Source organism: Lactobacillus sp. B4005 (assembly GCF_026536045.1).
GTDB lineage: Bacteria > Bacillota > Bacilli > Lactobacillales > Lactobacillaceae > Lactobacillus > Lactobacillus panisapium.
Map to the genome: position 1 here is coordinate 143,575 of NZ_JAFNOZ010000001.1, position 19,834 is coordinate 163,408.

General features: G+C 36.8%; 19 protein-coding genes. 14 read left to right on the forward strand and 5 right to left on the reverse strand.

Annotation, left to right across the window (positions count from 1 at the left end; genetic code table 11):
- Positions 1–53: 53 nt before the first annotated feature.
- Entirely contained in the window at positions 54–923 is an 870-nt protein-coding gene (locus J3U73_RS00835) for a hemolysin family protein (protein ID WP_220220938.1), read from the forward strand.
- Positions 923–2,494, forward strand: coding sequence for a peptide chain release factor 3 (locus J3U73_RS00840; protein WP_267409335.1), 1,572 nt, complete (start codon positions 923–925; stop codon positions 2,492–2,494). Before J3U73_RS00835 ends, J3U73_RS00840 begins: the two co-directional genes overlap by 1 nt.
- Before the next feature lie 30 nt (positions 2,495–2,524).
- On the opposite strand, the gene J3U73_RS00845 is transcribed toward J3U73_RS00840, so the two are convergent.
- Together J3U73_RS00845 and J3U73_RS00850 are read right to left on the reverse strand one after the other, a co-directional pair.
- Complete coding sequence (locus J3U73_RS00845; protein ID WP_103752074.1) at positions 2,525–2,806, reverse strand: DUF1827 family protein; 282 nt, start codon at positions 2,804–2,806, stop codon at positions 2,525–2,527.
- 122 nt (positions 2,807–2,928) lie between these two features.
- Positions 2,929–5,133 carry an ATP-dependent Clp protease ATP-binding subunit gene (locus J3U73_RS00850; protein WP_267409336.1) on the reverse strand — a complete coding sequence of 735 codons (2,205 nt, stop codon included), beginning with the start codon at positions 5,131–5,133 and terminating at the stop codon, positions 2,929–2,931.
- A gap of 168 nt (positions 5,134–5,301) precedes the next feature.
- Here J3U73_RS00850 and J3U73_RS00855 point away from each other — a divergent pair, with 168 nt between their 5' ends.
- From J3U73_RS00855 to J3U73_RS00880, 6 genes are all read left to right on the forward strand, one after another.
- The gene (locus tag J3U73_RS00855; RefSeq protein ID WP_220269352.1) at positions 5,302–5,484 is read left to right on the forward strand and encodes a hypothetical protein; all 183 of its coding nucleotides are present in this window, start codon (positions 5,302–5,304) and stop codon (positions 5,482–5,484) included.
- Between the two features lie 112 nt (positions 5,485–5,596).
- Positions 5,597–5,863, forward strand: a complete 267-nt coding sequence (locus J3U73_RS00860) for a phosphocarrier protein HPr (protein ID WP_220220941.1) — start codon at positions 5,597–5,599, stop codon at positions 5,861–5,863.
- Positions 5,863–7,596 carry a phosphoenolpyruvate--protein phosphotransferase gene (gene ptsP / locus J3U73_RS00865; protein WP_267392886.1) on the forward strand — a complete coding sequence of 578 codons (1,734 nt, stop codon included), beginning with the start codon at positions 5,863–5,865 and terminating at the stop codon, positions 7,594–7,596. The genes J3U73_RS00860 and ptsP overlap by 1 nt, the downstream gene beginning before the upstream one ends.
- Before the next feature lie 206 nt (positions 7,597–7,802).
- Positions 7,803–8,201: a transcriptional regulator SpxA gene (gene spxA / locus J3U73_RS00870; RefSeq protein WP_220269354.1), complete on the forward strand. Its 399-nt coding sequence runs from the start codon at positions 7,803–7,805 to the stop codon at positions 8,199–8,201.
- A 109-nt stretch (positions 8,202–8,310) separates the two neighbouring features.
- Positions 8,311–9,024 carry an adaptor protein MecA gene (locus J3U73_RS00875; protein ID WP_267409337.1) on the forward strand — a complete coding sequence of 238 codons (714 nt, stop codon included), beginning with the start codon at positions 8,311–8,313 and terminating at the stop codon, positions 9,022–9,024.
- Between the two features lie 76 nt (positions 9,025–9,100).
- Positions 9,101–9,949, forward strand: coding sequence for a competence protein CoiA (locus J3U73_RS00880; RefSeq protein ID WP_267409338.1), 849 nt, complete (start codon positions 9,101–9,103; stop codon positions 9,947–9,949).
- Here J3U73_RS00880 and J3U73_RS00885 read toward each other — a convergent pair.
- Both J3U73_RS00885 and J3U73_RS00890 read right to left on the reverse strand, forming a co-directional pair.
- Positions 9,935–10,570 (reverse strand): DsbA family protein, encoded by a 636-nt coding sequence (locus tag J3U73_RS00885; RefSeq protein WP_267409339.1) that lies wholly within the window; start codon positions 10,568–10,570, stop codon positions 9,935–9,937. The genes J3U73_RS00880 and J3U73_RS00885 overlap by 15 nt on opposite strands.
- 85 nt (positions 10,571–10,655) lie before the next feature.
- The gene (locus J3U73_RS00890) at positions 10,656–11,279 is read right to left on the reverse strand and encodes a CYTH domain-containing protein (protein WP_267392876.1); all 624 of its coding nucleotides are present in this window, start codon (positions 11,277–11,279) and stop codon (positions 10,656–10,658) included.
- Positions 11,280–11,784: 505 nt separating this feature from the next.
- Here J3U73_RS00890 and J3U73_RS00895 point away from each other — a divergent pair.
- Genes J3U73_RS00895 through J3U73_RS00905 form a run of 3 tightly spaced genes read left to right on the forward strand, consistent with a single transcriptional unit; the run spans position 11,785 to position 14,106 of the window.
- On the forward strand, positions 11,785–12,414 hold the full coding sequence (locus J3U73_RS00895; protein WP_103752084.1) for a GTP pyrophosphokinase: 630 nt from the start codon (positions 11,785–11,787) through the stop codon (positions 12,412–12,414).
- Positions 12,414–13,220 carry an NAD kinase gene (locus J3U73_RS00900; protein ID WP_220269359.1) on the forward strand — a complete coding sequence of 269 codons (807 nt, stop codon included), beginning with the start codon at positions 12,414–12,416 and terminating at the stop codon, positions 13,218–13,220. Before J3U73_RS00895 ends, J3U73_RS00900 begins: the two co-directional genes overlap by 1 nt.
- Positions 13,207–14,106 (forward strand): RluA family pseudouridine synthase, encoded by a 900-nt coding sequence (locus J3U73_RS00905; RefSeq protein WP_267409340.1) that lies wholly within the window; start codon positions 13,207–13,209, stop codon positions 14,104–14,106. Before J3U73_RS00900 ends, J3U73_RS00905 begins: the two co-directional genes overlap by 14 nt.
- Before the next feature lie 52 nt (positions 14,107–14,158).
- Here J3U73_RS00905 and J3U73_RS00910 read toward each other — a convergent pair whose 3' ends face one another.
- Positions 14,159–15,193, reverse strand: a complete 1,035-nt coding sequence (locus J3U73_RS00910) for a lactonase family protein (RefSeq protein ID WP_220269361.1) — start codon at positions 15,191–15,193, stop codon at positions 14,159–14,161.
- 165 nt (positions 15,194–15,358) lie between these two features.
- On the opposite strand from J3U73_RS00910, the gene J3U73_RS00915 reads away from it, so the two are divergent.
- From J3U73_RS00915 to J3U73_RS00925, 3 genes are all read left to right on the forward strand, one after another.
- Positions 15,359–18,112, forward strand: coding sequence for a cation-translocating P-type ATPase (locus tag J3U73_RS00915; protein ID WP_267409341.1), 2,754 nt, complete (start codon positions 15,359–15,361; stop codon positions 18,110–18,112).
- Between the two features lie 81 nt (positions 18,113–18,193).
- Positions 18,194–18,574, forward strand: coding sequence for a PTS glucitol/sorbitol transporter subunit IIA (locus J3U73_RS00920; protein WP_267409342.1), 381 nt, complete (start codon positions 18,194–18,196; stop codon positions 18,572–18,574).
- A gap of 13 nt (positions 18,575–18,587) precedes the next feature.
- On the forward strand, positions 18,588–19,790 hold the full coding sequence (locus tag J3U73_RS00925; protein ID WP_220232912.1) for an AI-2E family transporter: 1,203 nt from the start codon (positions 18,588–18,590) through the stop codon (positions 19,788–19,790).
- Positions 19,791–19,834: the final 44 nt, after the last annotated feature.

The window sequence follows — 19,834 nt, forward strand, 5'->3', positions numbered from 1 at the left end:
CATGATATAATGTTGATATTAAATTTGTTATTTAAAGAAAGAGAGAAATTAATATGGCTAGCGACCCTGACAAGGGGAATTTATTTAATTTGTTAAAAAATAAATTTTCCCCTGCAAGTGATGAAGAAACTAAAGAGCATTTAACAGCGGAAATTAAAAATTTACACGATAATCACAAAGTAAGCGATACCGAATTTTCAATGTTAAACAATGTTTTGGACTTCCAGGGACGAATGGTTCGTGAAGTCATGGTGCCACGAATCGATGCTTTTATGGTAGATTATGGTGACAGCTTGCAAGATAACCTTAAGGAAATCTTGCGCGAGCCTTATTCGCGGATTCCTGTCTATCAACAAGACAAGGATAAAATTATTGGCGTTATTCACATTAGAACTGTTTTACGCAAGGCCTGGGAAAAGGGCTTTGCCAATATTACTTACCAAGATGTAATGAATCCACCGCTCTTTGCGCCAGAAACAACAGACTTAAGTGAATTGTTAGTTGAAATGCAACAAACGCAGCAACAGTTGGCAATTTTAACAGATGAATATGGTGGTGTTGTTGGTATTGCCACAATTGAAGACTTAATTGAAGAGATTGTGGGCAATATTGATGATGAAGTTGATCATACGGAAGTTTTATCTGAAAAAATTGCACCTAATAAGTATGTAATTTATGGTAAAATGCCCCTTGATGACTTTAATGATCAATTTGGAACCGATCTAGAAATGGAAGACGTTGACACGATTGCTGGTTATATGATTACCAAGTTAGGAATTATCCCAGCTAAAGGTGAAAAACTGTCTGTCAAATTAGATAACGGAATGGTATTGACAACACGCAGAATGATGCGGTCAAGACTACTCACTGTCTTATTAACCATACCGGATAAAGGGCAAAAGGAAGAAGAGCAGAAAAATTAATGAGTGAACAACTAACGGATAAAGTTAATAAAAGAAGAACATTTGCTATCATTTCGCACCCTGATGCAGGGAAAACTACGATAACGGAGCAAATGCTTCTTTTTGGTGGTGTAATTCGCAGTGCTGGTACGGTTAAGGCACGTAAAACCGGTCATTATGCGACTAGTGACTGGATGGAAATTGAAAAGCAGCGTGGTATTTCTGTTACAAGTTCTGTTATGCAGTTCGAGTACGATGGTAAAAGAATTAATATTCTTGATACCCCAGGACACGAGGATTTTTCTGAAGACACGTACCGGACATTAATGGCGGTCGATTCTGCCGTAATGGTAATTGACTCTGCCAAGGGTATCGAACCGCAAACAAAGAAACTGTTCAAGGTCGTTAAACAGCGTGGCATTCCCATTTTTACTTTTATGAATAAACTTGATCGTGATGGTCGACCACCGCTAGATCTGATTGCTGAACTTGAAGACCTTCTTGGAATTGAAGGAGTGGCAATGAATTGGCCAATTGGTTCAGGTCAAACACTTCAAGGATTATATGACCTTGCAAACAATCAAGTTGAACTGTATCGCAAAGATGGTCCAGATCGTTTTTTGCCTTTAGATCAAGATGGTAATCTTGCAGAAGATGAACCACTTAGTCAAAATCCGCAATTTCAGGATACGCTTGGAGAAGTTGAACTTATCAAAGAAGCTGGTAACACTTTTGACCTTGCTAAAATTATCAAAGGTAATCAAACCCCTGTCTTCTTTGGTTCAGCTTTAACCAATTTTGGGGTTGAGACTTTCCTTAAGAGCTTTGTAAAATTAGCTCCGGCTCCGCAAGAGCACGTTGTTAATGAAGATCAAACGCTTGCGCCAGATGACGAAGAATTTTCTGGATTTGTTTTCAAAATTCAGGCTAATATGAATCCCAATCACCGGGATCGAATTGCTTTCATTAGAATTGGTAGCGGTGAATTTCAAAAGGGGCTTGATGTCACTTTAGCCAGAACGGGGAAGCCAATTCGGTTGAATAATGCAACTGAATTTATGTCAAGTGAACGTGTCCAAGTCTCCGATGCAGTGGCTGGTGATATCGTCGGCTTATACGATACTGGCAACTTTCAAATTGGTGATAGTATATATGCTGGCAAGAATAAAATTGTCTATCCTCATTTGCCAGAATTTACTCCCGAGCTTTTTGTGCGGGTAACTGCTAAAAACGTAATGAAACAAAAGTCATTCCACAAGGGTATGACACAATTGGTTCAAGAGGGGGCAATTCAGCTTTACCGTAATTATCAAACTGACGAGTACATTTTAGGTGCCGTTGGTCAATTGCAGTTTGAAGTATTCAAATTCAGAATGAAAAACGAATATAATTCCGAAGTGGAATTAAATAGTTTAGGCCACCGGGTTGCCCGTTGGATAGATCCAGACCAGCTAGATCCTGCCATGTCGAATAGCCGGAACTTATTGGTTAAAGATCGGTATGGTCAGCCACTATTCTTATTTGAAAATCAGTTTGCTGAACGCTTTTTCCAAGACAAGTATCCAGGTGTAAAATTAACAGAAAAATTGTAAACAAAAAAGAGAGACATTCGTCTCTCTTTTTTACTTGTCAATATGAATTTCGATTAAGTGTTGACTTTTGTCGAAGGTTACCACGTACGAAGGATCTTGCTCTTTGATTAATCGCTTAATTACAAATTCTGCTTCTTCCTTACGTATACGACGATCGTGGTTCTCCAAGGCAATTCCGATCGCATCATTACTTTCGGTATAGATGACAGAAGTATTGCCTAATGAATAAACTTTGACATAATTAACGTTAGTCGAATTCAATTGACTGTGAACTAGATCCTTATAACTATTGGTTACATCTATTAAATGCATGGATTTCACCCGTTTCTTCTAGTAGTTCTTAATTTAGTATAACGCTATTTTAAACATTTTTCTCTATTAAAAAATAATATTTAGATTAATTTATCCCAAACTACTAGCTCAACTTAAAGTAATTAATCTTTGTTTACTGAACTGTGCACAGATTCAGCATTATCCTGTTCACTAATTGTGATTTGTTTATCTGAGACACTGGCTAAAAGGTTTTTAGCAGCTGGGTGATCTAGTTTATAATCAGCGACTTTATCTTCAATTTCTTCTTGAATAATTCTACGTAAAGGACGAGCACCCATAGATGGATTGTAACCCTCTTCAACTAATTTTTCTTTAGCATCGTCGGTAACAGTAATTTGCATTCCTTGATTCTTAACCATACTGTTAACTTCATTTAGCATTAAGTTAACAATCTTGATTAAGTCTTCTTTAGATAATTCATTGAATTCAATGACGTCATCCAGCCTGTTTAAAAACTCCGGTTTGAAGAACTGGCTCATTGAATTTCTAGCAGAGTCGGGATGTTCACTAGAATTCTCAGCAGCAAATCCTACACTGGTTTGTTTAATTCCTTGACCAGCATTAGAAGTCATAATAATGATGGTATCCTTAAAGGAAACCGTCCGTCCTTGTGAATCGGTTAAACGGCCATCATCCAGAATTTGCAAGAATAAGTTCATAACTGAAGGATCAGCTTTTTCAATCTCATCTAATAAAATCAGACTGTACGGATTGCGCCGAACTCGTTCAGTTAGTTGACCTGCTTCTTCATAACCAACATAGCCAGGTGCTGATCCAATTAATTTCGAAACTGAGTATGACTCCATATATTCAGACATATCAAAACGAATCATAGCGTCTTCTGAACCAAACATTTGCTTGGCGAGCTGCTTAGCAAGCTCGGTTTTACCCACACCCGTTGGACCAACAAAGAGAAATGAACCGATAGGACGGCCGGACTTGTTAAAGCCAATCCGGTTTCTGCGAATTGCGCGGGCAACCTTATCAACCGCCTTATCCTGACCAATTACGTGTGCTTTTAGGTTTGAAGCAAGATTTTGCAGTTGGCTTTCTTCCTGTTTTTGTAAGTCGCCAACAGGGATACCTGTTTTTTCTTCGACAATCTTGTTCATGATCTTGCTAGTAATAATTGGTGACTTATCAGGATCAACTTTTTGATCTTTCATCTTATTATATTTTTCGATTTGATCACGATAATAAGCAGCTTTTTCGTAGTCCTCATTTTTCAGGGAATCCTGCTTTAATTGTTGTGCCGCATTTATTCGTTCCTTTATTTTATCTTTATCAACATAGGGAATTGTCAAATTCATACGAGAACCCGCTTCATCAAGTAAATCGATAGCCTTGTCGGGCAAAAATCTGTCTTGAATATAGCGCTCAGACAATTCAGCGGCGGCCTTGATTGCATCATCGGTGTAGTGAACATGGTGATAGTCTTCGTACCGCTTTTGAATACCTTTTAAAATTTGGATAGTTTCTGCAACTGATGGTTCCTTAACATCAACTGGTTGGAATCGACGAGCTAAAGCGGAATCTTTTTCAATTTCGCGGTATTCTTTTAAGGTTGTTGCACCAACAAGCTGTAAGTCACCGCGAGCTAGTGCAGGCTTAATAATATTTCCAGCATCCATTCCACCTTCAGCATTACCGGCACCAACAATTTCATGAATTTCATCAATAAATAAGATGATATCGTCATGATTTTGCAGTTCTTTGATAAGCTGCTGCATGCGCTGTTCAAATTGACCACGTATCCCGGTGCCCTGAACAAGTGAAACAACATTTAGTGAAATGATTCGTTTATCCTGTAATTTGGCTGGCACTGAACCGTCCACAATTTGTTGGGCTAAGCCCTCTACGACAGCAGTCTTACCAACCCCAGCCTCACCAATTAAGACCGGGTTGTTTTTGGTTCTTCTGTTTAAAATTTCAATGACACGCGCAATCTCTTTATCACGACCAATGACGGGATCAATTTTACCTTTTTTTGCCAATGCAGTTAAATCTGTACCATATTGATCGAGCAATGACCGTCCATTTCCACCATTATTTGGATCACCAGGATTACCTGGGTTCATTCCCGGATTGTTAGGGTTGCCATTCATACCGTTATTGCCGTTACTAAAGTTAAATAAATCGTTAAAATCGCCAAAGAAACCATTATTATCATTATTCATATTAATATTTCCTTGTTGTTGAAGTTCTTGATAGCATTGTTGACATAAATTAATTTCGCGGCTTTGCCCATTGACCTTTGCAAAAAGGTGAATTGAGGCAGGTCGCTTTTGACAGTTTTGACAAAGCATTATGTTATACCGCCTTTCTTTTCAATGATTAAATTATATAATTAGCACTCGCAATAATCAAGTGCTAAAACTCAAAACCTTTTCTGTCTACATGGTAAATATGCTAAAATAAGCCTTAGCAAATTTTTTGCTAAGGATGGAATATGTTTTATAGAAACGGTGGTAAATTTGGATTATCAAGAAATTCTGGAGCAGTTGGCAAATGGTGAATTAGATCATTATGAAGTTAAACCTGAAGAAGCCTTTAATTTTCAAGCTGCTTTAAGATCTTTTGGTAAAAGACAGAATATAACTGGCAAAGCCTTGCGAGGAGGCAAAATAGTTTACACTCAATCAAAGTCTGAACTTTAATGATGTAAACTGTTACATTTATATTGTCTAATTCACAAAAAAATGATAGTCTAATACAGGAATAGGTATTTACTACCGGTTTGATTTTTTCAATTCAAAGGAGATATTTATAATGGAAAAACGCGATTTTCATGTTATTGCAGAAACAGGTATTCATGCTCGTCCAGCAACTTTGTTAGTTCAAGCTGCTTCAAAGTTTGGTTCAGACATTAATCTTGAATACAATGGCAAGTCAGTTAACTTGAAGTCAATCATGGGTGTTATGTCACTTGGTGTTGGTAAGAATGCCGATGTTACAATTAGTGCTGATGGCGATGACGAAAAAGACGCAATTGCTGCTATTTCTGAAACAATGAAAAAAGAGGGTTTGGCTGAATAATGACCAGGACATTAAAAGGAATTGCTGCAAGTGATGGTATTGCTGTAGCACCAGCCTACCTCTTGGTTGAACCGGATCTTACGTATACAAAGACAACAATTAGCGATGTTGACAGCGAATTAGCTCGTTACAAAAAAGCAATTGAAGTTTCAACTGCGGAAGTTGAGCAAATTCGCGACAGTGCCAAAAAAAGTTTAGGAGAAGACGAAGCACAAGTCTTTGAAGCACATTTGATGATTTTGAATGACCCTGAATTTACGGGGGCAATTGAGAATGAAATCAAGGAGCAAAAGGTCAATAGCGAAGCTGCGCTAGATGAAACCGCTCAAAAATTCATTACGATTTTTGAAGGAATGACTGATAACGCATATATGCAACAGCGTGCTGCAGACGTTCGCGATGTTTCTAAACGGATTATGGCTCACCTGCTAGGTAAAGAATTGCCAAATCCTGCATCAATTGATCACGAAGTTATCGTTGTTGCACACGACTTAACTCCAAGTGATACTGCGCAGTTAAACAAAAAGTTTGTTAAAGGTTTTGTAACTGATATTGGTGGTCGGACTGCTCACTCAGCAATTATGGCTCGTTCATTGGAGATTCCTGCAGTTGTCGGGACTGATTCAATTACTAAAGATGTTACTAATGGTCAAAACCTAGTTGTTGATGGGTTGAACGGTGACGCTGTAATTGAACCAACTGATGAACAGGTAGCTGATTACAAAAAGAAAAGTGACGCTTTCTTAAAGCAAAAAGCTGAATGGGAAAAATTAAAGAATGAACCTTCAGTAACTGCTGATGGGAAGAAATTCACGATTGCTGCTAACATTGGTACACCAAATGATATGGCAGGTGTAAACGCCAATGGTGCTGAAGCTGTTGGCTTATATAGAACAGAATTTCTATACATGGATTCTAAAGATTTTCCGACTGAAGAAGATCAATTTGAAGCTTATAAAGAAGTTATTGAGGGAATGCATGGTAAGCAAGTCATTATCAGAACCATGGATATCGGTGGTGACAAGCACCTTGATTACTGGGATTTGCCTGAAGAGATGAACCCATTTTTAGGTGTACGTGCAATTAGATTGTCATTGCAAAATGAGAAGATCTTCCGGACACAGTTACGTGCTTTATTGCGTGCATCAGCATTTGGTAAGCTCGGAATTATGTTCCCAATGATCGGTACTTTAGCTGAATTACGTAAAGCCAAGGCAATTCTAGCTGAAGAAAAAGATAAATTAACTAAGAAGGGTGTAAAGGTTGGCGAAAACCTTGAGGTAGGAATGATGATTGAAGTTCCTGCTGCAGCAGTTTTAGCTGATCAATTTGCTAAGGAAGTTGATTTCTTCTCAATTGGTACTAACGATCTGATTCAATACACAATGGCTGCTGATCGTGGGAATGATAATGTTTCTTACCTGTATCAACCTGCTAATCCCTCAGTATTACGCTTAATTAAGCACACAATTGATGCTGCTCATGAGAACGGCATTTGGTGTGGCATGTGCGGTGAGGCTGCTGGTGATAACACAATGTTCCCAATTTTGCTTTCAATGGGACTTGATGAGTATTCAATGAGTGCTACTTCGATTCTGCGGATCAGAAGCCTAATGAAGAAACTAAACACTGAGGACATTAAGGAATTAGCTAATAAAGCATGCTTTGTTTCAGAAACTGCTGAAGAAAACGAAAAATTAGTTGACGAATTAATGAAAAAAGTAAATAATTAACTATGGAGAATGAAAAGGACGCATTAATAAATATTAATGGGTCTTTTTCATTTTCTTTACCATTTCTTGAGAAAAAATTCACAGTTTATTCACTTTTACAAAGTAGTATTGAAATATAAATAGTGTTAGTTATATTGCTTACAAAAAGAAAGTAATATGATATAATATAGATATTAAGACAGTGTGTTCAAAGGAGCGTGAATCACATGGTAAATTTATACATATCTCCAAGTTGTACTTCATGTCGCAAAGCTAAGGCTTGGCTAAAAAAACATAATATTGATTATAAGGAAAGAAATATTTTTTCTGAGCCTTTAACCAAAGATGAACTTATTCAGATCTTACGAATGACTGAGAACGGTACAGAGGAAATTATTTCTACACGTTCCAGAGCATTTCAACAACTAAAAGTTAATTTAGATGACTTGTCGATTGATCATCTTCTGGATTTGGTGGAGAAAAATCCAAGCCTTCTAAGAAGACCGATTATTATGGATGACCGTCGTCTTCAAGTAGGATACAATGAAGATGAAATAAGACGGTTTTTGCCAAGAAAAGTACGGCGTCTTGAACTAGAAGAAATGCAAAAAATTGCTGACATGTAATAGACTGAGCAGTGCAGAAAAAAAGCGTTGGTTTTTTAAACTAACGCTTTTATTTTATTCGAAAAATACGCTACAATATAACAAAGGATCTGATGGAGGTGAAGAACTCATGCAAGTAGAACATATTAATGAAAATACTATCCGTGTGAGGATTAATAAAGTCGAGTTAGAAAAGCGCGGTTTAAAGGTTCTAGATTTGCTGGGCGATAAAGACAAGATCCAACAATTCTTTTATTCAATTTTGGATGAAATTGATACTGACCATTCATTTAGTCAAGATGCTCCAGTTACTTTTCAGGTTATGCCGAATAATGGTGGCTTAGATTTACTAATTACTAAGACTACTGAGAAAGATCGTGACAAGCTGTCTAAACTGTTTGAGAATGACTTTGGTGACTTGAAAAAAAGTAAGTTTGGCGATTCACGGCGCTCATTTCTTGACTTAGAGGATGATGGCACGAATGATGTTGGCACAACCGATTCTAACAAGCCGAAAGTTAAAAAAGCTTTTTGGAAGTTACAGAAAAAACAAGCCTACAGCTTTAATGACTTTAATGATGTAACTGAACTTGCAGGTAGCCTTTTAGCCAGTGATCTTTCATCAAGTCTTTATTTTGAACGTGGGCTGTTTTATCTTGATTTAGCATTTACAGATGAAAATTACGTTGAAATTAAGCCAGAAGATGCTTGGATTATTGCTAATGAGTACGGCACAAAGGTAAAAACTGCTGATATGGCCCGGATTAGAACAACGAGTAAATGTTTAATTGAACGTGACGCTCTTGAGCAGTTACGTCATTATTTTGGTCACTTGAAGCACTAATAATTTATTTGAATAAAAAATAAAAAGGCAAGTGGATCTTGCCTTTTTTTTGCGTACTTAATAAAGGGTGAAAATTATGTATGCAGCTTTTTGGAAAAATGAATTAGTTACAGCATTTGATCAAGCAGAAAAAGCAAAAGATGAGCTAGTTAAAAATAAGCAGAGACATTATTTTTGTCCTAGTTGTAGACAAGAAGTGCAGTTAGTCATAAACTCTAAAACTGCATATTTTCGACATCGACCAGAAGTTATTAATTTAGCTGGTGAAAAAGATGAGCATGCTCGAAGTAAGAACCTATTAAAAAATGCTCTAGTAGAGGCAAGTTTTACTGCTCAAACAGAGGTAACTTTAGCTTCCGGAAAACTAAGGGCGGACGTTTTAGCAAGTCCTAAATTGGCCTTTGAAGTTCAATGTGCACCTCTAACAAAATCTGAATTTATTCACCGCCATCTTTTATATAGAAAAAATGGAATTGAAGATATTTGGTTAGTGGGTAAACGGCATTATTTAGCGCTGAAAATAAAAAAGTCACAACTCATTTTCTTTCGTGAAAATAAGTTGTGGCGTAATTATTATTTTGAAATTAATCCGTACCAAAAATTTTTGCGATTAAAATTTAATGTCCAACGTGAACCATTAACTGACCGAATACAATATCAGGTAAAGTATTTTGCCTTGAATGGAGCTGGATTAAGTAAACTGTGGCAGTTTCAACCTCATTTTAAAAATTTCTATGTTAATCCTCACGTACAAAAAAGCTATTTACAGACACAAATAATGAAAAAGACCACAAAGGGTATGCAAATCGCTGCTCAACTTTACCAAAGTCACTTGACAATTAATGATCTGCCAGATTGGGTTTATGAACGGTTCAGACAAGTAAAGTCACCCGACAACATCACATTATTCTTACATCAAACGTAAATGCCGTGAAGGGTAATAACCGTTTTCTTCTTTTGGTTCTTCAGAAATTTGAGTACAATTATTATTTTTAAATAGCGTAATTAATTTATCGTGGGCAACTATTCCTTCCAGCAAAATTCCATTATAATTACCACTTTCATTAAAGATAATTGTCGTTGGAATATTCTTAACCTTAAATTGATGAACAAGATCTTTATCTTGCTGAATGGAGTCATCAACGTATCTACTTATTTTAGAATTATTAATGCGGTTAAAATCTAACCCTAAATCTAAAGCTACTTGTTCTGGTAGATCTTGAGAATAAACGTTGAAATCGCTATTGACTGCTTTTTGTAGGCTAACTAGATAGCAGCGTGCCTTTTTATTGCCATATTCAAATTTAATTGCATGATAATTCCGTAATGCTTGATAGGAAGCCATTGTATATTCCGGAATATCGTTTATAATTTGTCCTTTTAATTTACGCCGAATTATATCTTCCTTAATTACTTTAGAATTTGTGACGGGAATAAAACGAAAGCAAGAATTTAAGTCAAGTTCATCAATTGCTTCTTTAATCAATACTTCTGTTTCATAACAATAAAAACCAATGGGATTGACAAAAAGAAAAATTTCAAACATGACCAGGCTCCTCCATAACTTGATTAATTGAATTAGTATATATAATAAATTTAACAAATATCTATCCTATAAAAAATACTCTCCATTACATTTTACCACGATGCTTGAAAGCGCGTGCAATTTTTGCTTGGTTTGTATTAGAAAAGTTTTGCACGATATGATACTTATCTTTTAATTTTGCTAAAACCGTTTTAATTAGCTCAGGATCAGGATTTTCAATTTCTAATTCATAATCCTGATAACCGTCAGGGTATTGGCTTTTGTCAAAAGTTAACTCACAATCTTGCGGACCAACTGCCAAAATTCGTTTGGTCTTACTGTATGTTTGCAGATGCAATTGACTAGTAGCAGCGAAATGACTTTGTAAAAAATGACCAACATTTCCGGTGAAAGAAATTTCTTGCCTTTGAGCACTTTGCTTTATAAGATTTTGGGCTTGTTCAAGTGCCAGCGAATCATTAATCTCTGTTGCCTCATGAAATTTTTGTTGGACTGGGTTTTGGTGCGGAACTTTAAGTGTTTGTTCCGCACTGTTATCAAAGAGCCGGATCCGGCAGCTGATATTATTATCCTTTAGTAAGCCATTGTTTGTGTCAAAGTAATAATTTTCCTGTGTAAAGCAGGTTTTGATATTAAAATCATCACATAGTTGTTGGTAAACTTGCTCAGGCAAAATTATTTTAGCTTCGATTTCATTATTTTTTGACATCCGACTATCCTTTTCTTTTAATAAATATTGATCAAGGCTTGATTTTACGTTAAAACGAAGTTCAGCTTTAACAAAAGTAGGCCCTCATCAAAAAGGTGCATTTTTCATGTATCTATTATCAGATTTGAAAAAGTACGAACGTGTAAACATCGTTTAGCTCAGTTTGCATTGTTAAAAACACGTAGTTTGTTTACTCTTAATTATAATGCATCAATGTTTATCATTTTGTACCTTTTTTACTTTAATAGTCAAAAAATTGGTTTGAAAAATAATAAAAAGGGAAGATTAGGACTAATCTTTTAACACAGATTAATAAATTTATCATAATTTTAGATTATCGTTTATGTCGCGTTGCTTTAGTAGCAAAAAAAGCAAAAAGTACTGCAATCAAGGCTTTTTGGTAAAAGCAAATGCTTAACTTTTGCATAATTAGCTTGTCTGAATGAAATTGCTATCATTTGTTTTATGTTAAAATGAATGTGCTGTAGAGAAAGGAATTATTTCTATGAATATTGACTGGGATAATTTTTTGTGGCCTTATAACGAGGCTGTTCGTGAATTAAAAGTAAAGTTTCGGTCCTTGCGTCAAAGTTTTTTGACCAAGGGTGAACACTCGCCAATTGAATTTGTGGTTGGACGAGTAAAAACAGTAGATTCAATCAAAGAAAAAATGGAACGTCGTGTAATCAGTCCCGATGTAATTGAGACTGATATGCAGGACATTGCTGGCATTAGAATTGTTTGTCAATTTGTTGATGATATCTATAAAGTAGTGGATTTAATCCATGATCGTGATGACATGGAGGTCTTAGAAGAGCGTGATTATGTTAAAAATGCTAAACCTTCAGGCTACCGCTCTTATCACATGGTTATTTCTTACACCGTTTATTTACCCGAAGGATCAAAAAAATTATTAGCAGAAATCCAAATTAGAACTTTAGCAATGAACTTTTGGGCAACCGTTGAACACACCCTAAATTATAAATACCAGGGTTCTTACCCAGAAGACATTTCTAAAAGATTAAAGTCAACTGCAGAAACGGCTTATAAACTTGACGAAGAAATGTCTTTGATTAAAGATGAGGTTCAGGAAGCCCAAAAGATTTTTACCAAAAATAAAGGTAAGGAAAAATAATGAGGATTACAATTGCTCATAATAATAATGCAGAGACGCTTAAGGTTGTGGCCCATTTAAAAAATGCCCTCGAAGTAAAGGAGGGCGTTGTTTTTGATGCTAAATATCCTGATGTTGTAATAACAGTCGGGGGTGATGGTACTTTAATCAACGCTTTCCATCGTTATGAAAATCAAATCAGTTCAATTCGGTTTATTGGTATTCATACTGGTCATCTAGGCTTTTATACTGATTGGCAAGCTCAAGACGTTGATAAAATGGTCGATGCCCTTTTTTTGCGTGAACCGGAATCTGCCAAATATCCGCTTCTTGAGGTTGAATTAGTCACGGAGTCTAATGAGAAAAAACATTATATAGCTCTTAATGAATCTGCGGTTAAGCGTATTTCACATACATTAGAAGCTAATGTTTATATTGATGGGCAGCTGTTTGAAAATTTTCGTGGGGATGGACTTTGCATTTCCACACCAACTGGTTCCACGGCTTATAATAAATCGCTTGGTGGGGCGGTAATTCATCCTCGGCTCAAGGCTCTGCAGATGGCGGAAATCGCTTCAATCAATAATCGTGTTTTTCGAACGCTTTCCTCACCAATCGTAATTGCCCCCGACCAGTGGATTACAATTATTCCTAATTCGGCCCATTTTGTAATGACAGTTGACGGAAGCAAGTTGGACCTACATAATGCTAAGAAGATTAATTATCGTATCTCCAACAAAGAAATTCGCTTTGACCGCTTTGGTCATACTCATTTCTGGTCACGTGTTCAAAGTGCCTTTATAGGTGGTAAAGATGACTTTATTTAAATTGATTGTACAAACAAAGGCCCCCAAGCAATTAGGGGCTTTTTTAATGAAAAACGGTTTTTCAAAAAAAGCGGTAACCGATGCTAAAAACAATGGTGGTTTAATTTTAGTTAATCACAAACGGCGCTATACCAATTTTGTACTTCATCCACAAGATGAAGTCATTTTTGTTCCCGGCAAAGAAAAGATCAATCCGTGGCTGCAGCCATCCTATCAGCCCATTGATATTGTCCAAGAAACTAACGACTATTTAGCTATTAATAAGCCGGCTGGCGTGCTTTCAATTCCTTCGCGTTATGATGATAATGCATTAGTAAACCGTGTCCTAGGTTACTTTGACCAGCAAAAAATCCTAGGAAGTAAGCCTCATGTGATTACCCGATTAGATCGCGATACATCGGGAATTGTTTTAATGGGTAAGAATGCCATTGCCCATGCGCGTTTTAGCAAGCTCAGTAAAGATGATTTTGTAAAAAAATATCACGCACTTGTTCATGGTAATTTTAAAGCCGATGAAATGTGTGGCATTATTAAGCAACCAATCGGCAGTACTAAAGAAACAGTCAAGCGCTTTATCGATCCTAACGGCAAAAAAGCCGTCACGGCCTACCAGGTTCTTAAGCAAGCTCCTGGAATAAGTTTGGTTGAGTTGCGGCTATATACCGGCCGAACACATCAGATTCGGCTTCACATGCAGTCTTTGGGTCATCCTTTATTTGGCGATCAGCTGTATGGCATTAAAGATGAGTTTAATCGGCAGGCACTCAATTGCTTTTACGTGTCTTTTCCTGATCCCTTTAGGGCAAATAAGCGTGTACAAATTAGAGTTCCTGATCCGCGAGATATGCAGCAATTATGGCAAAAAAGCAAAAAGCATAATAATTAGGGCATAATAAAAAGAGTTGCACCAGCAACTCTTTTTTAGTAGCCTGATTTAGTTATTCACTGAATAAAACCCTCGTCCCTTCAGGTACGTAGATATCTTTTTGAATTGGGGTTAAGCACCCATCTTTGGCATTGCGCTTATATAAAGTTGCATTGTCGGAGTTTTGGTTAGTAGCAACAACAAACTGTTCACTTTCATCCCAGTTAAAGTCTCGCGGAAATTCGCCAAAAGTCGATACCCGTTGACGCAATTGGAGTGTATGATCATCGTTAACTGCAAAAACAGTAATTGAATCATGACCACGATTAGAAACATAGATAAATTTACCATCGTGGCTAATTTTAATTGCGGCAGCACCATTGTGATCGGTAAAGTCGTTAGGAATAGTTGAATAAGTGGCAATACTTGTAAATGTCCAATCACTCTCAGAAAATTTAACAACATTAACTTTACTCGAAAGCTCACCGACAACATAAAAGTAATTTCCATCAGGGCTGAAAACGATGTGTCTGGTTCCGAAACCGGGCTCATTTTGGTACTTGGCTAAGTGCTCCAGGTGATTGTCTTTGAGACGATAAAAGTCGACGCAATCATTACCAAGATCACAGCTAACTATGTTTTTCTTTGGCGTTTGGTCAAAAAAGTGGGGGTGTGGTCCATCTGCTTGTTCTGGCTTTGGTCCGAGATTGTCGGCAGTGTGGGTAACTGAATCGATTAAGCTCAGTTTGCCTTCATCAGTATATGAAAAAACAGCTAATACAGCAGTATGATAATTGGCTGTATAAAGCAATTTATCTTTGCGATTAATACCTATATAAGCTGGTGATGATCCTGGTGTTAAGTACGCATCCTTTTCTTGATATGCGCTATTAACTAATTGAAAAGCGCTAATGCCGCCTTTATCCCCCGCATTATTAATTGTAAAAATTAAATCGCCATCCTGAACAAAATAAGTTGGTCCGCCAACCTTGATAACTTCTCTGGCATCTCCAAGCTCAACTTCCAATCCTTTTTTAGAGTTATAAAGTGGCAATTCATAAATGCCAGTAGCTTTCTTTTTAGTATAGCCACCAATTAATAGTTTCATTTATTAAGCCTCCATCTCAAATTTTGGTTATTATTAACTAATAAGATTAGTATAGCATGACATTTATTTGTAAAAAATTTGAATGGTTCGTTCACCTCAAAAAGTGGTAAAGTATGGTATCGGATTTAACGATAAAAAAATTTAAAAAAATAAGAGGTACGCTGAATGGATGAAAATAAAATTCGAAAGCTTTATGCTAAGAATAATGTTTCTGAAGTTTTTACTAATTTGCAGTCCTCATCAGAAGGGTTAAGTTCTGAAGAGGCAGCTCGTCGTTTGCAAAAATATGGTTCTAATGAGATTAAAAAATCGCAAGAAGAATCAGAATGGAAAGCATTTTTTAAGAATTTTATCAGTACGATGGCTATTCTGCTTTGGATTTCCGGTGCGATAGCAATGTTAAGCGGAACAGTCGAATTAGGAATCGCAATTTGGCTAGTTAATATTATCAACGGATTATTTAGTTTTTGGCAGGAGCGGGCGGCTAAAAGGGCCACCGATGCTTTAAATAATATGTTACCAACCTACGTGCAAGTTATCCGTAATGGTAAAAAAGTTCAAATTGATTCTAAGACACTGGTTCCCGGTGACGTCTTTGTTTTACAGGCAGGTAATTCAATTCCGGCAGATGCCCGCCTGATTTCTGCTAGTTCAATGCAGGTTGATCAAAGTGCCTTAAATGGTGAATCAGTGCCGGAATCGAAAACAACGGAATATGCCCCTGGTGAGGGTAGTTACGCTGAAACTAATCTGGTTTATTCGGGTACGACTGTTGGAGCAGGTACTGCACGTGCGGTTGCTTTTGCTACAGGAATGAATACTGAATTTGGTAAAATTGCGCAGTTGACCCAGAAGCAAAATAAAGTCGATAGTCCGTTAACGCAGGAACTCAACCGTTTGACTAAGCAATTATCGATTATTGCTGTTTCAATTGGAGTAGTCTTTTTATTAGCAGCAATTTTCTTTGTTAAATATCCTTTTGCAAAAGCTTTTATCTTTGCGTTAGGGATGATTGTAGCCTTTATTCCAGAGGGACTTTTACCAACAGTTACCTTAAGTTTGGCCCAAGGGGTTAAGCGGATGGCGAAAAAGCATGCGCTGGTTAAGGAACTTAATTCAGTCGAAACTTTGGGTGAAACAACTGTTATCTGTTCTGATAAAACTGGGACATTAACCCAAAATCAAATGACTATTCACTACATTTGGACGCCTAAAAATGAATATGAAGTTACCGGTAACGGTTATGAAAATAATGGACAAATTGAGTTAAACAAAAAGCAGTTATGGTATGAAGAAAATCCTGATTTGCATAAATTAGTTCAAATTGCTTCTCTTGATAATGATACTGCTGTTCAGCCAAGTAAAACTAAGGGTGGAAAGCCCAAAATTTTGGGAACGCCGACTGAAGCTTCTTTGATTATCATGGCTGAAAAGGCTGGTTTTGATCGACAAAAGGTATTAGTTAAATACCCACGTTTACGAGAACTGCCTTTTGATTCAGATAGAAAGCGCATGTCAACGATTCATCGTTGGAATGATACCCAAAACATTATCTTTACTAAGGGTTCTTTTAGTGATGTCATCAAGCAATGCGATCTGATTCAAGTTGATGGTCAAGTTCGGGCCATGACTAAAGAAGATCAGGATTTAGCCAAACAGCGTAATGCTGGATATGCAGCCAAGGGATTGCGGAGCATGGCAATGGCCTACCGCATCGTTGATCAAACAACTGATGTGAATAAATTAACAATTGAAACAGCCGAAAATCATTTGGTATTTGTTGGCTTGACAACAATGAGTGATCCACCTCGACCAGAAATATATAATGCTGTTAAACGTTGTCACGAAGCCGGGATTAAAATCATTATGGTCACTGGTGACTCAAAACTAACTGCCAAAACAGTTGCAGTGCAAATTGGTCTTACTTCTAATGCGGCCAGGGTTATTTCGGGTGACGAGTTAAATAAAATGAGTGAAGACGAGCTTCGTGAAGCTTTGAAAGGTGAAGTGATCTTTGCTCGAGTAGCGCCTGAACAAAAGTATAAGGTTGTTAAAACGCTACAAAAAAATGGTGAAATCGTTGCCTCTACGGGTGATGGAGTCAATGATGCACCGGCTTTAAAGCAAGCCGACATTGGTATTGCCATGGGAATGACTGGGACTGATGTTGCAAAAGATGCAGCTAATATCATTTTGACAGATGATAATTTTGCTTCAATTGTAGCCGCAATTGAGGAAGGACGTGCCGTTTACAGTAATATCAGGAAATTTTTGACATATATTTTAACGTCAAATGTTCCAGAAGCTTTTCCATCGATCCTCTTCTTGTTATCTGGTGGACTAATTCCGCTACCAATGACAGTTATGCAGATTTTAACTGTTGACTTAGGAACAGATATGTTGCCTGCTTTAGGATTAGGTGGCGAGCCAGTTGATCCTGACGTAATGAAACAGCCACCAAGAAAGAGAGACGAGCATTTGCTAAATCGAAGCGTAATCGTTAAGGCCTTTTTATGGTATGGTTTAATTTCAAGTATCATTTCAATTAGTGCCTACTTCTTTGTCAATATGCAAAATGGTTGGCCACAAGTTCCTTTAGCTGGTAGCGGCTCAGTCTACATGCGCGCCACCACGATGGTATTAGGGGCAATTATCTTCTCACAGATTGCTAACGTTTTAAATTGCCGGACGAATAAAGTTTCTATCTTTAAGAAGGGTCTGTTTACTAACCGCAGTATCTGGTATGGAATTATTTTTGAAATCCTCTTATTCCTAGTTCTAACGGTTACTCCAGGCTTGCAACAGCTATTTAATACCACAAGATTATTACCAGTTGACTGGCTATTCTTATTCTGTTTGCCAATACCGCTAGTTTTAATCGATGAAATTAAAAAATGGGCTCTCTACCACCGAAAATAATTGGAAATAAAGAAAAACCGCTTATATATTAGTTAAGCGGTTTTTGTTATGCTAAAATTAAATCTTAAGGAGCGTAACAAAATGAAGTGGATATCAACAATCACAAAAGTAGGTCAACAAGCCATTGAGCCTGAAGGCAATATGGTGATTTTATTTGGTGAAAACGTTACTAAAGATTTAGTTGACGTTTCAATTATTCAAAAATTTGATACTAAAACTCCTGTTAGTGGTTTTATTTTTAAAAAAGGCGATACAATTACAGTCGATGAGCAAACTTATGTTGCTGATTATGTGGGAGCAATGGTTGAAAGTGACATGAAGGCCTTAGGCCATATAACGTTATTTTTCAATCAAACAAAGCCTAAAAATCCATTAGCAAATGCTGTTTACCTCTCGTTTAGTGCAAAACAGACTATGCCAGCATTTAATGTTAGCGATGACATTATTTATGAACATATTTAATTAGGATGATTTAATGAATTCTCAAGGAAAGCATAAAAAGCAAACTGTTTTTCAAAAATGGTTTTTAAATAATCGTTTTAGTATCGTTTTAGTCAATATTTTATTATTCTTCCTAATTATTTGGGTGTTTAATAAAATTTCATTTGTACTGAATCCAGCTAAAGTATTTGTTAGTGCTATTTTGCCACCATTAATTTTGGCACTGATTCAGTATTACATTATGAATCCTCTGGTTGATTTACTGGAGCGAAAATTTAAGGTTCCTCGTGTGGCTACAATTATTGGATTATTCTTGTTAGTTGCTGTTCTGCTTATTTGGACCGTGAATACGTTATTGCCAATAGTACAGGCACAAATTGATTCATTAATTCGTCACTGGCCGCATATTTGGAATGATGCAACAATTGCAGTGCAAAACATGCTAAGCGACCCGCATCTGCACAGTGTGAAAAATAATATTAATGATGCAATTACACGTGGCCAGGACATGATTTTTAAATCTGGACAAAATACGATTGATGCGACACTAGATAACATCTCGTCTGCTATTAGCATCGTCACGGTAATCTTTATGACGCTGTTAACCGCACCGTTTATTTTGTTCTTTATGTTAAAAGATGGCCATAATTTACGGCCATATCTGATGCAATTTGCTCCTAAGAGATGGCAAGATGGTTTTGGACAGCTGCTTTATGACATCAATTTTGCTTTGTCATCTTATATCCGTGGTCAATTAACTGTTGCCTTTTGGGTAGGAATTATGTTCGGTATAGGTTATAGTATTATCGGACTACCGTATGGGATAGCTCTGGCCGTTTTAAGTGCTTTTTTGAACTTAATACCTTATTTTGGGACTTTTATTGCGTTTATTCCTGCAATTGTAATAGGAATTATGATTTCTGTTCCGATGGTCATTAAGGTTTTAGTGGTCTTTTTCGTCGAGCAAACAATTGAATCCAGATTAATTAGTCCGTTGGTCATGGGTAATAAAATGGAAATGCACCCCGTAACAACAATTCTTTTATTGATTGGTTCTAGTTCAGTTTGGGGACTGTGGGGCGTAATTTTTGGTATTCCAATTTATGCTATTTTGAAGATAATTACCATTCGCGTGTATAATTACTATCGCAAGGTTTCGAAAGTCTTCGAGGAGGATGAGACCACTTCCTTAACTGAGAAGGATAGTAATAAAAATAATGAAGTGACAAAGAAGTAAAAAAAGTGTGGTCACAAAGCCACACTTTTTCAATTAAGGAGAAA

Bases quoted from the DNA above. Each gene is read 5' to 3' on its own strand.
- J3U73_RS00835 (WP_220220938.1), top strand. From the start codon at position 54: ATGGCTAGCGACCCTGACAAGGGGAATTTATTTAATTTGTTAAAAAAT.
- J3U73_RS00840 (WP_267409335.1), top strand. From the start codon at position 923: ATGAGTGAACAACTAACGGATAAAGTTAATAAAAGAAGAACATTTGCT.
- J3U73_RS00845 (WP_103752074.1), bottom strand. From the start codon at position 2,806: ATGCATTTAATAGATGTAACCAATAGTTATAAGGATCTAGTTCACAGT.
- J3U73_RS00850 (WP_267409336.1), bottom strand. From the start codon at position 5,133: ATGCTTTGTCAAAACTGTCAAAAGCGACCTGCCTCAATTCACCTTTTT.
- J3U73_RS00860 (WP_220220941.1), top strand. From the start codon at position 5,597: ATGGAAAAACGCGATTTTCATGTTATTGCAGAAACAGGTATTCATGCT.
- ptsP (WP_267392886.1), top strand. From the start codon at position 5,863: ATGACCAGGACATTAAAAGGAATTGCTGCAAGTGATGGTATTGCTGTA.
- spxA (WP_220269354.1), top strand. From the start codon at position 7,803: ATGGTAAATTTATACATATCTCCAAGTTGTACTTCATGTCGCAAAGCT.
- J3U73_RS00875 (WP_267409337.1), top strand. From the start codon at position 8,311: ATGCAAGTAGAACATATTAATGAAAATACTATCCGTGTGAGGATTAAT.
- J3U73_RS00880 (WP_267409338.1), top strand. From the start codon at position 9,101: ATGTATGCAGCTTTTTGGAAAAATGAATTAGTTACAGCATTTGATCAA.
- J3U73_RS00885 (WP_267409339.1), bottom strand. From the start codon at position 10,570: ATGTTTGAAATTTTTCTTTTTGTCAATCCCATTGGTTTTTATTGTTAT.
- J3U73_RS00890 (WP_267392876.1), bottom strand. From the start codon at position 11,279: ATGTCAAAAAATAATGAAATCGAAGCTAAAATAATTTTGCCTGAGCAA.
- J3U73_RS00895 (WP_103752084.1), top strand. From the start codon at position 11,785: ATGAATATTGACTGGGATAATTTTTTGTGGCCTTATAACGAGGCTGTT.
- J3U73_RS00900 (WP_220269359.1), top strand. From the start codon at position 12,414: ATGAGGATTACAATTGCTCATAATAATAATGCAGAGACGCTTAAGGTT.
- J3U73_RS00905 (WP_267409340.1), top strand. From the start codon at position 13,207: ATGACTTTATTTAAATTGATTGTACAAACAAAGGCCCCCAAGCAATTA.
- J3U73_RS00910 (WP_220269361.1), bottom strand. From the start codon at position 15,193: ATGAAACTATTAATTGGTGGCTATACTAAAAAGAAAGCTACTGGCATT.
- J3U73_RS00915 (WP_267409341.1), top strand. From the start codon at position 15,359: ATGGATGAAAATAAAATTCGAAAGCTTTATGCTAAGAATAATGTTTCT.
- J3U73_RS00920 (WP_267409342.1), top strand. From the start codon at position 18,194: ATGAAGTGGATATCAACAATCACAAAAGTAGGTCAACAAGCCATTGAG.
- J3U73_RS00925 (WP_220232912.1), top strand. From the start codon at position 18,588: ATGAATTCTCAAGGAAAGCATAAAAAGCAAACTGTTTTTCAAAAATGG.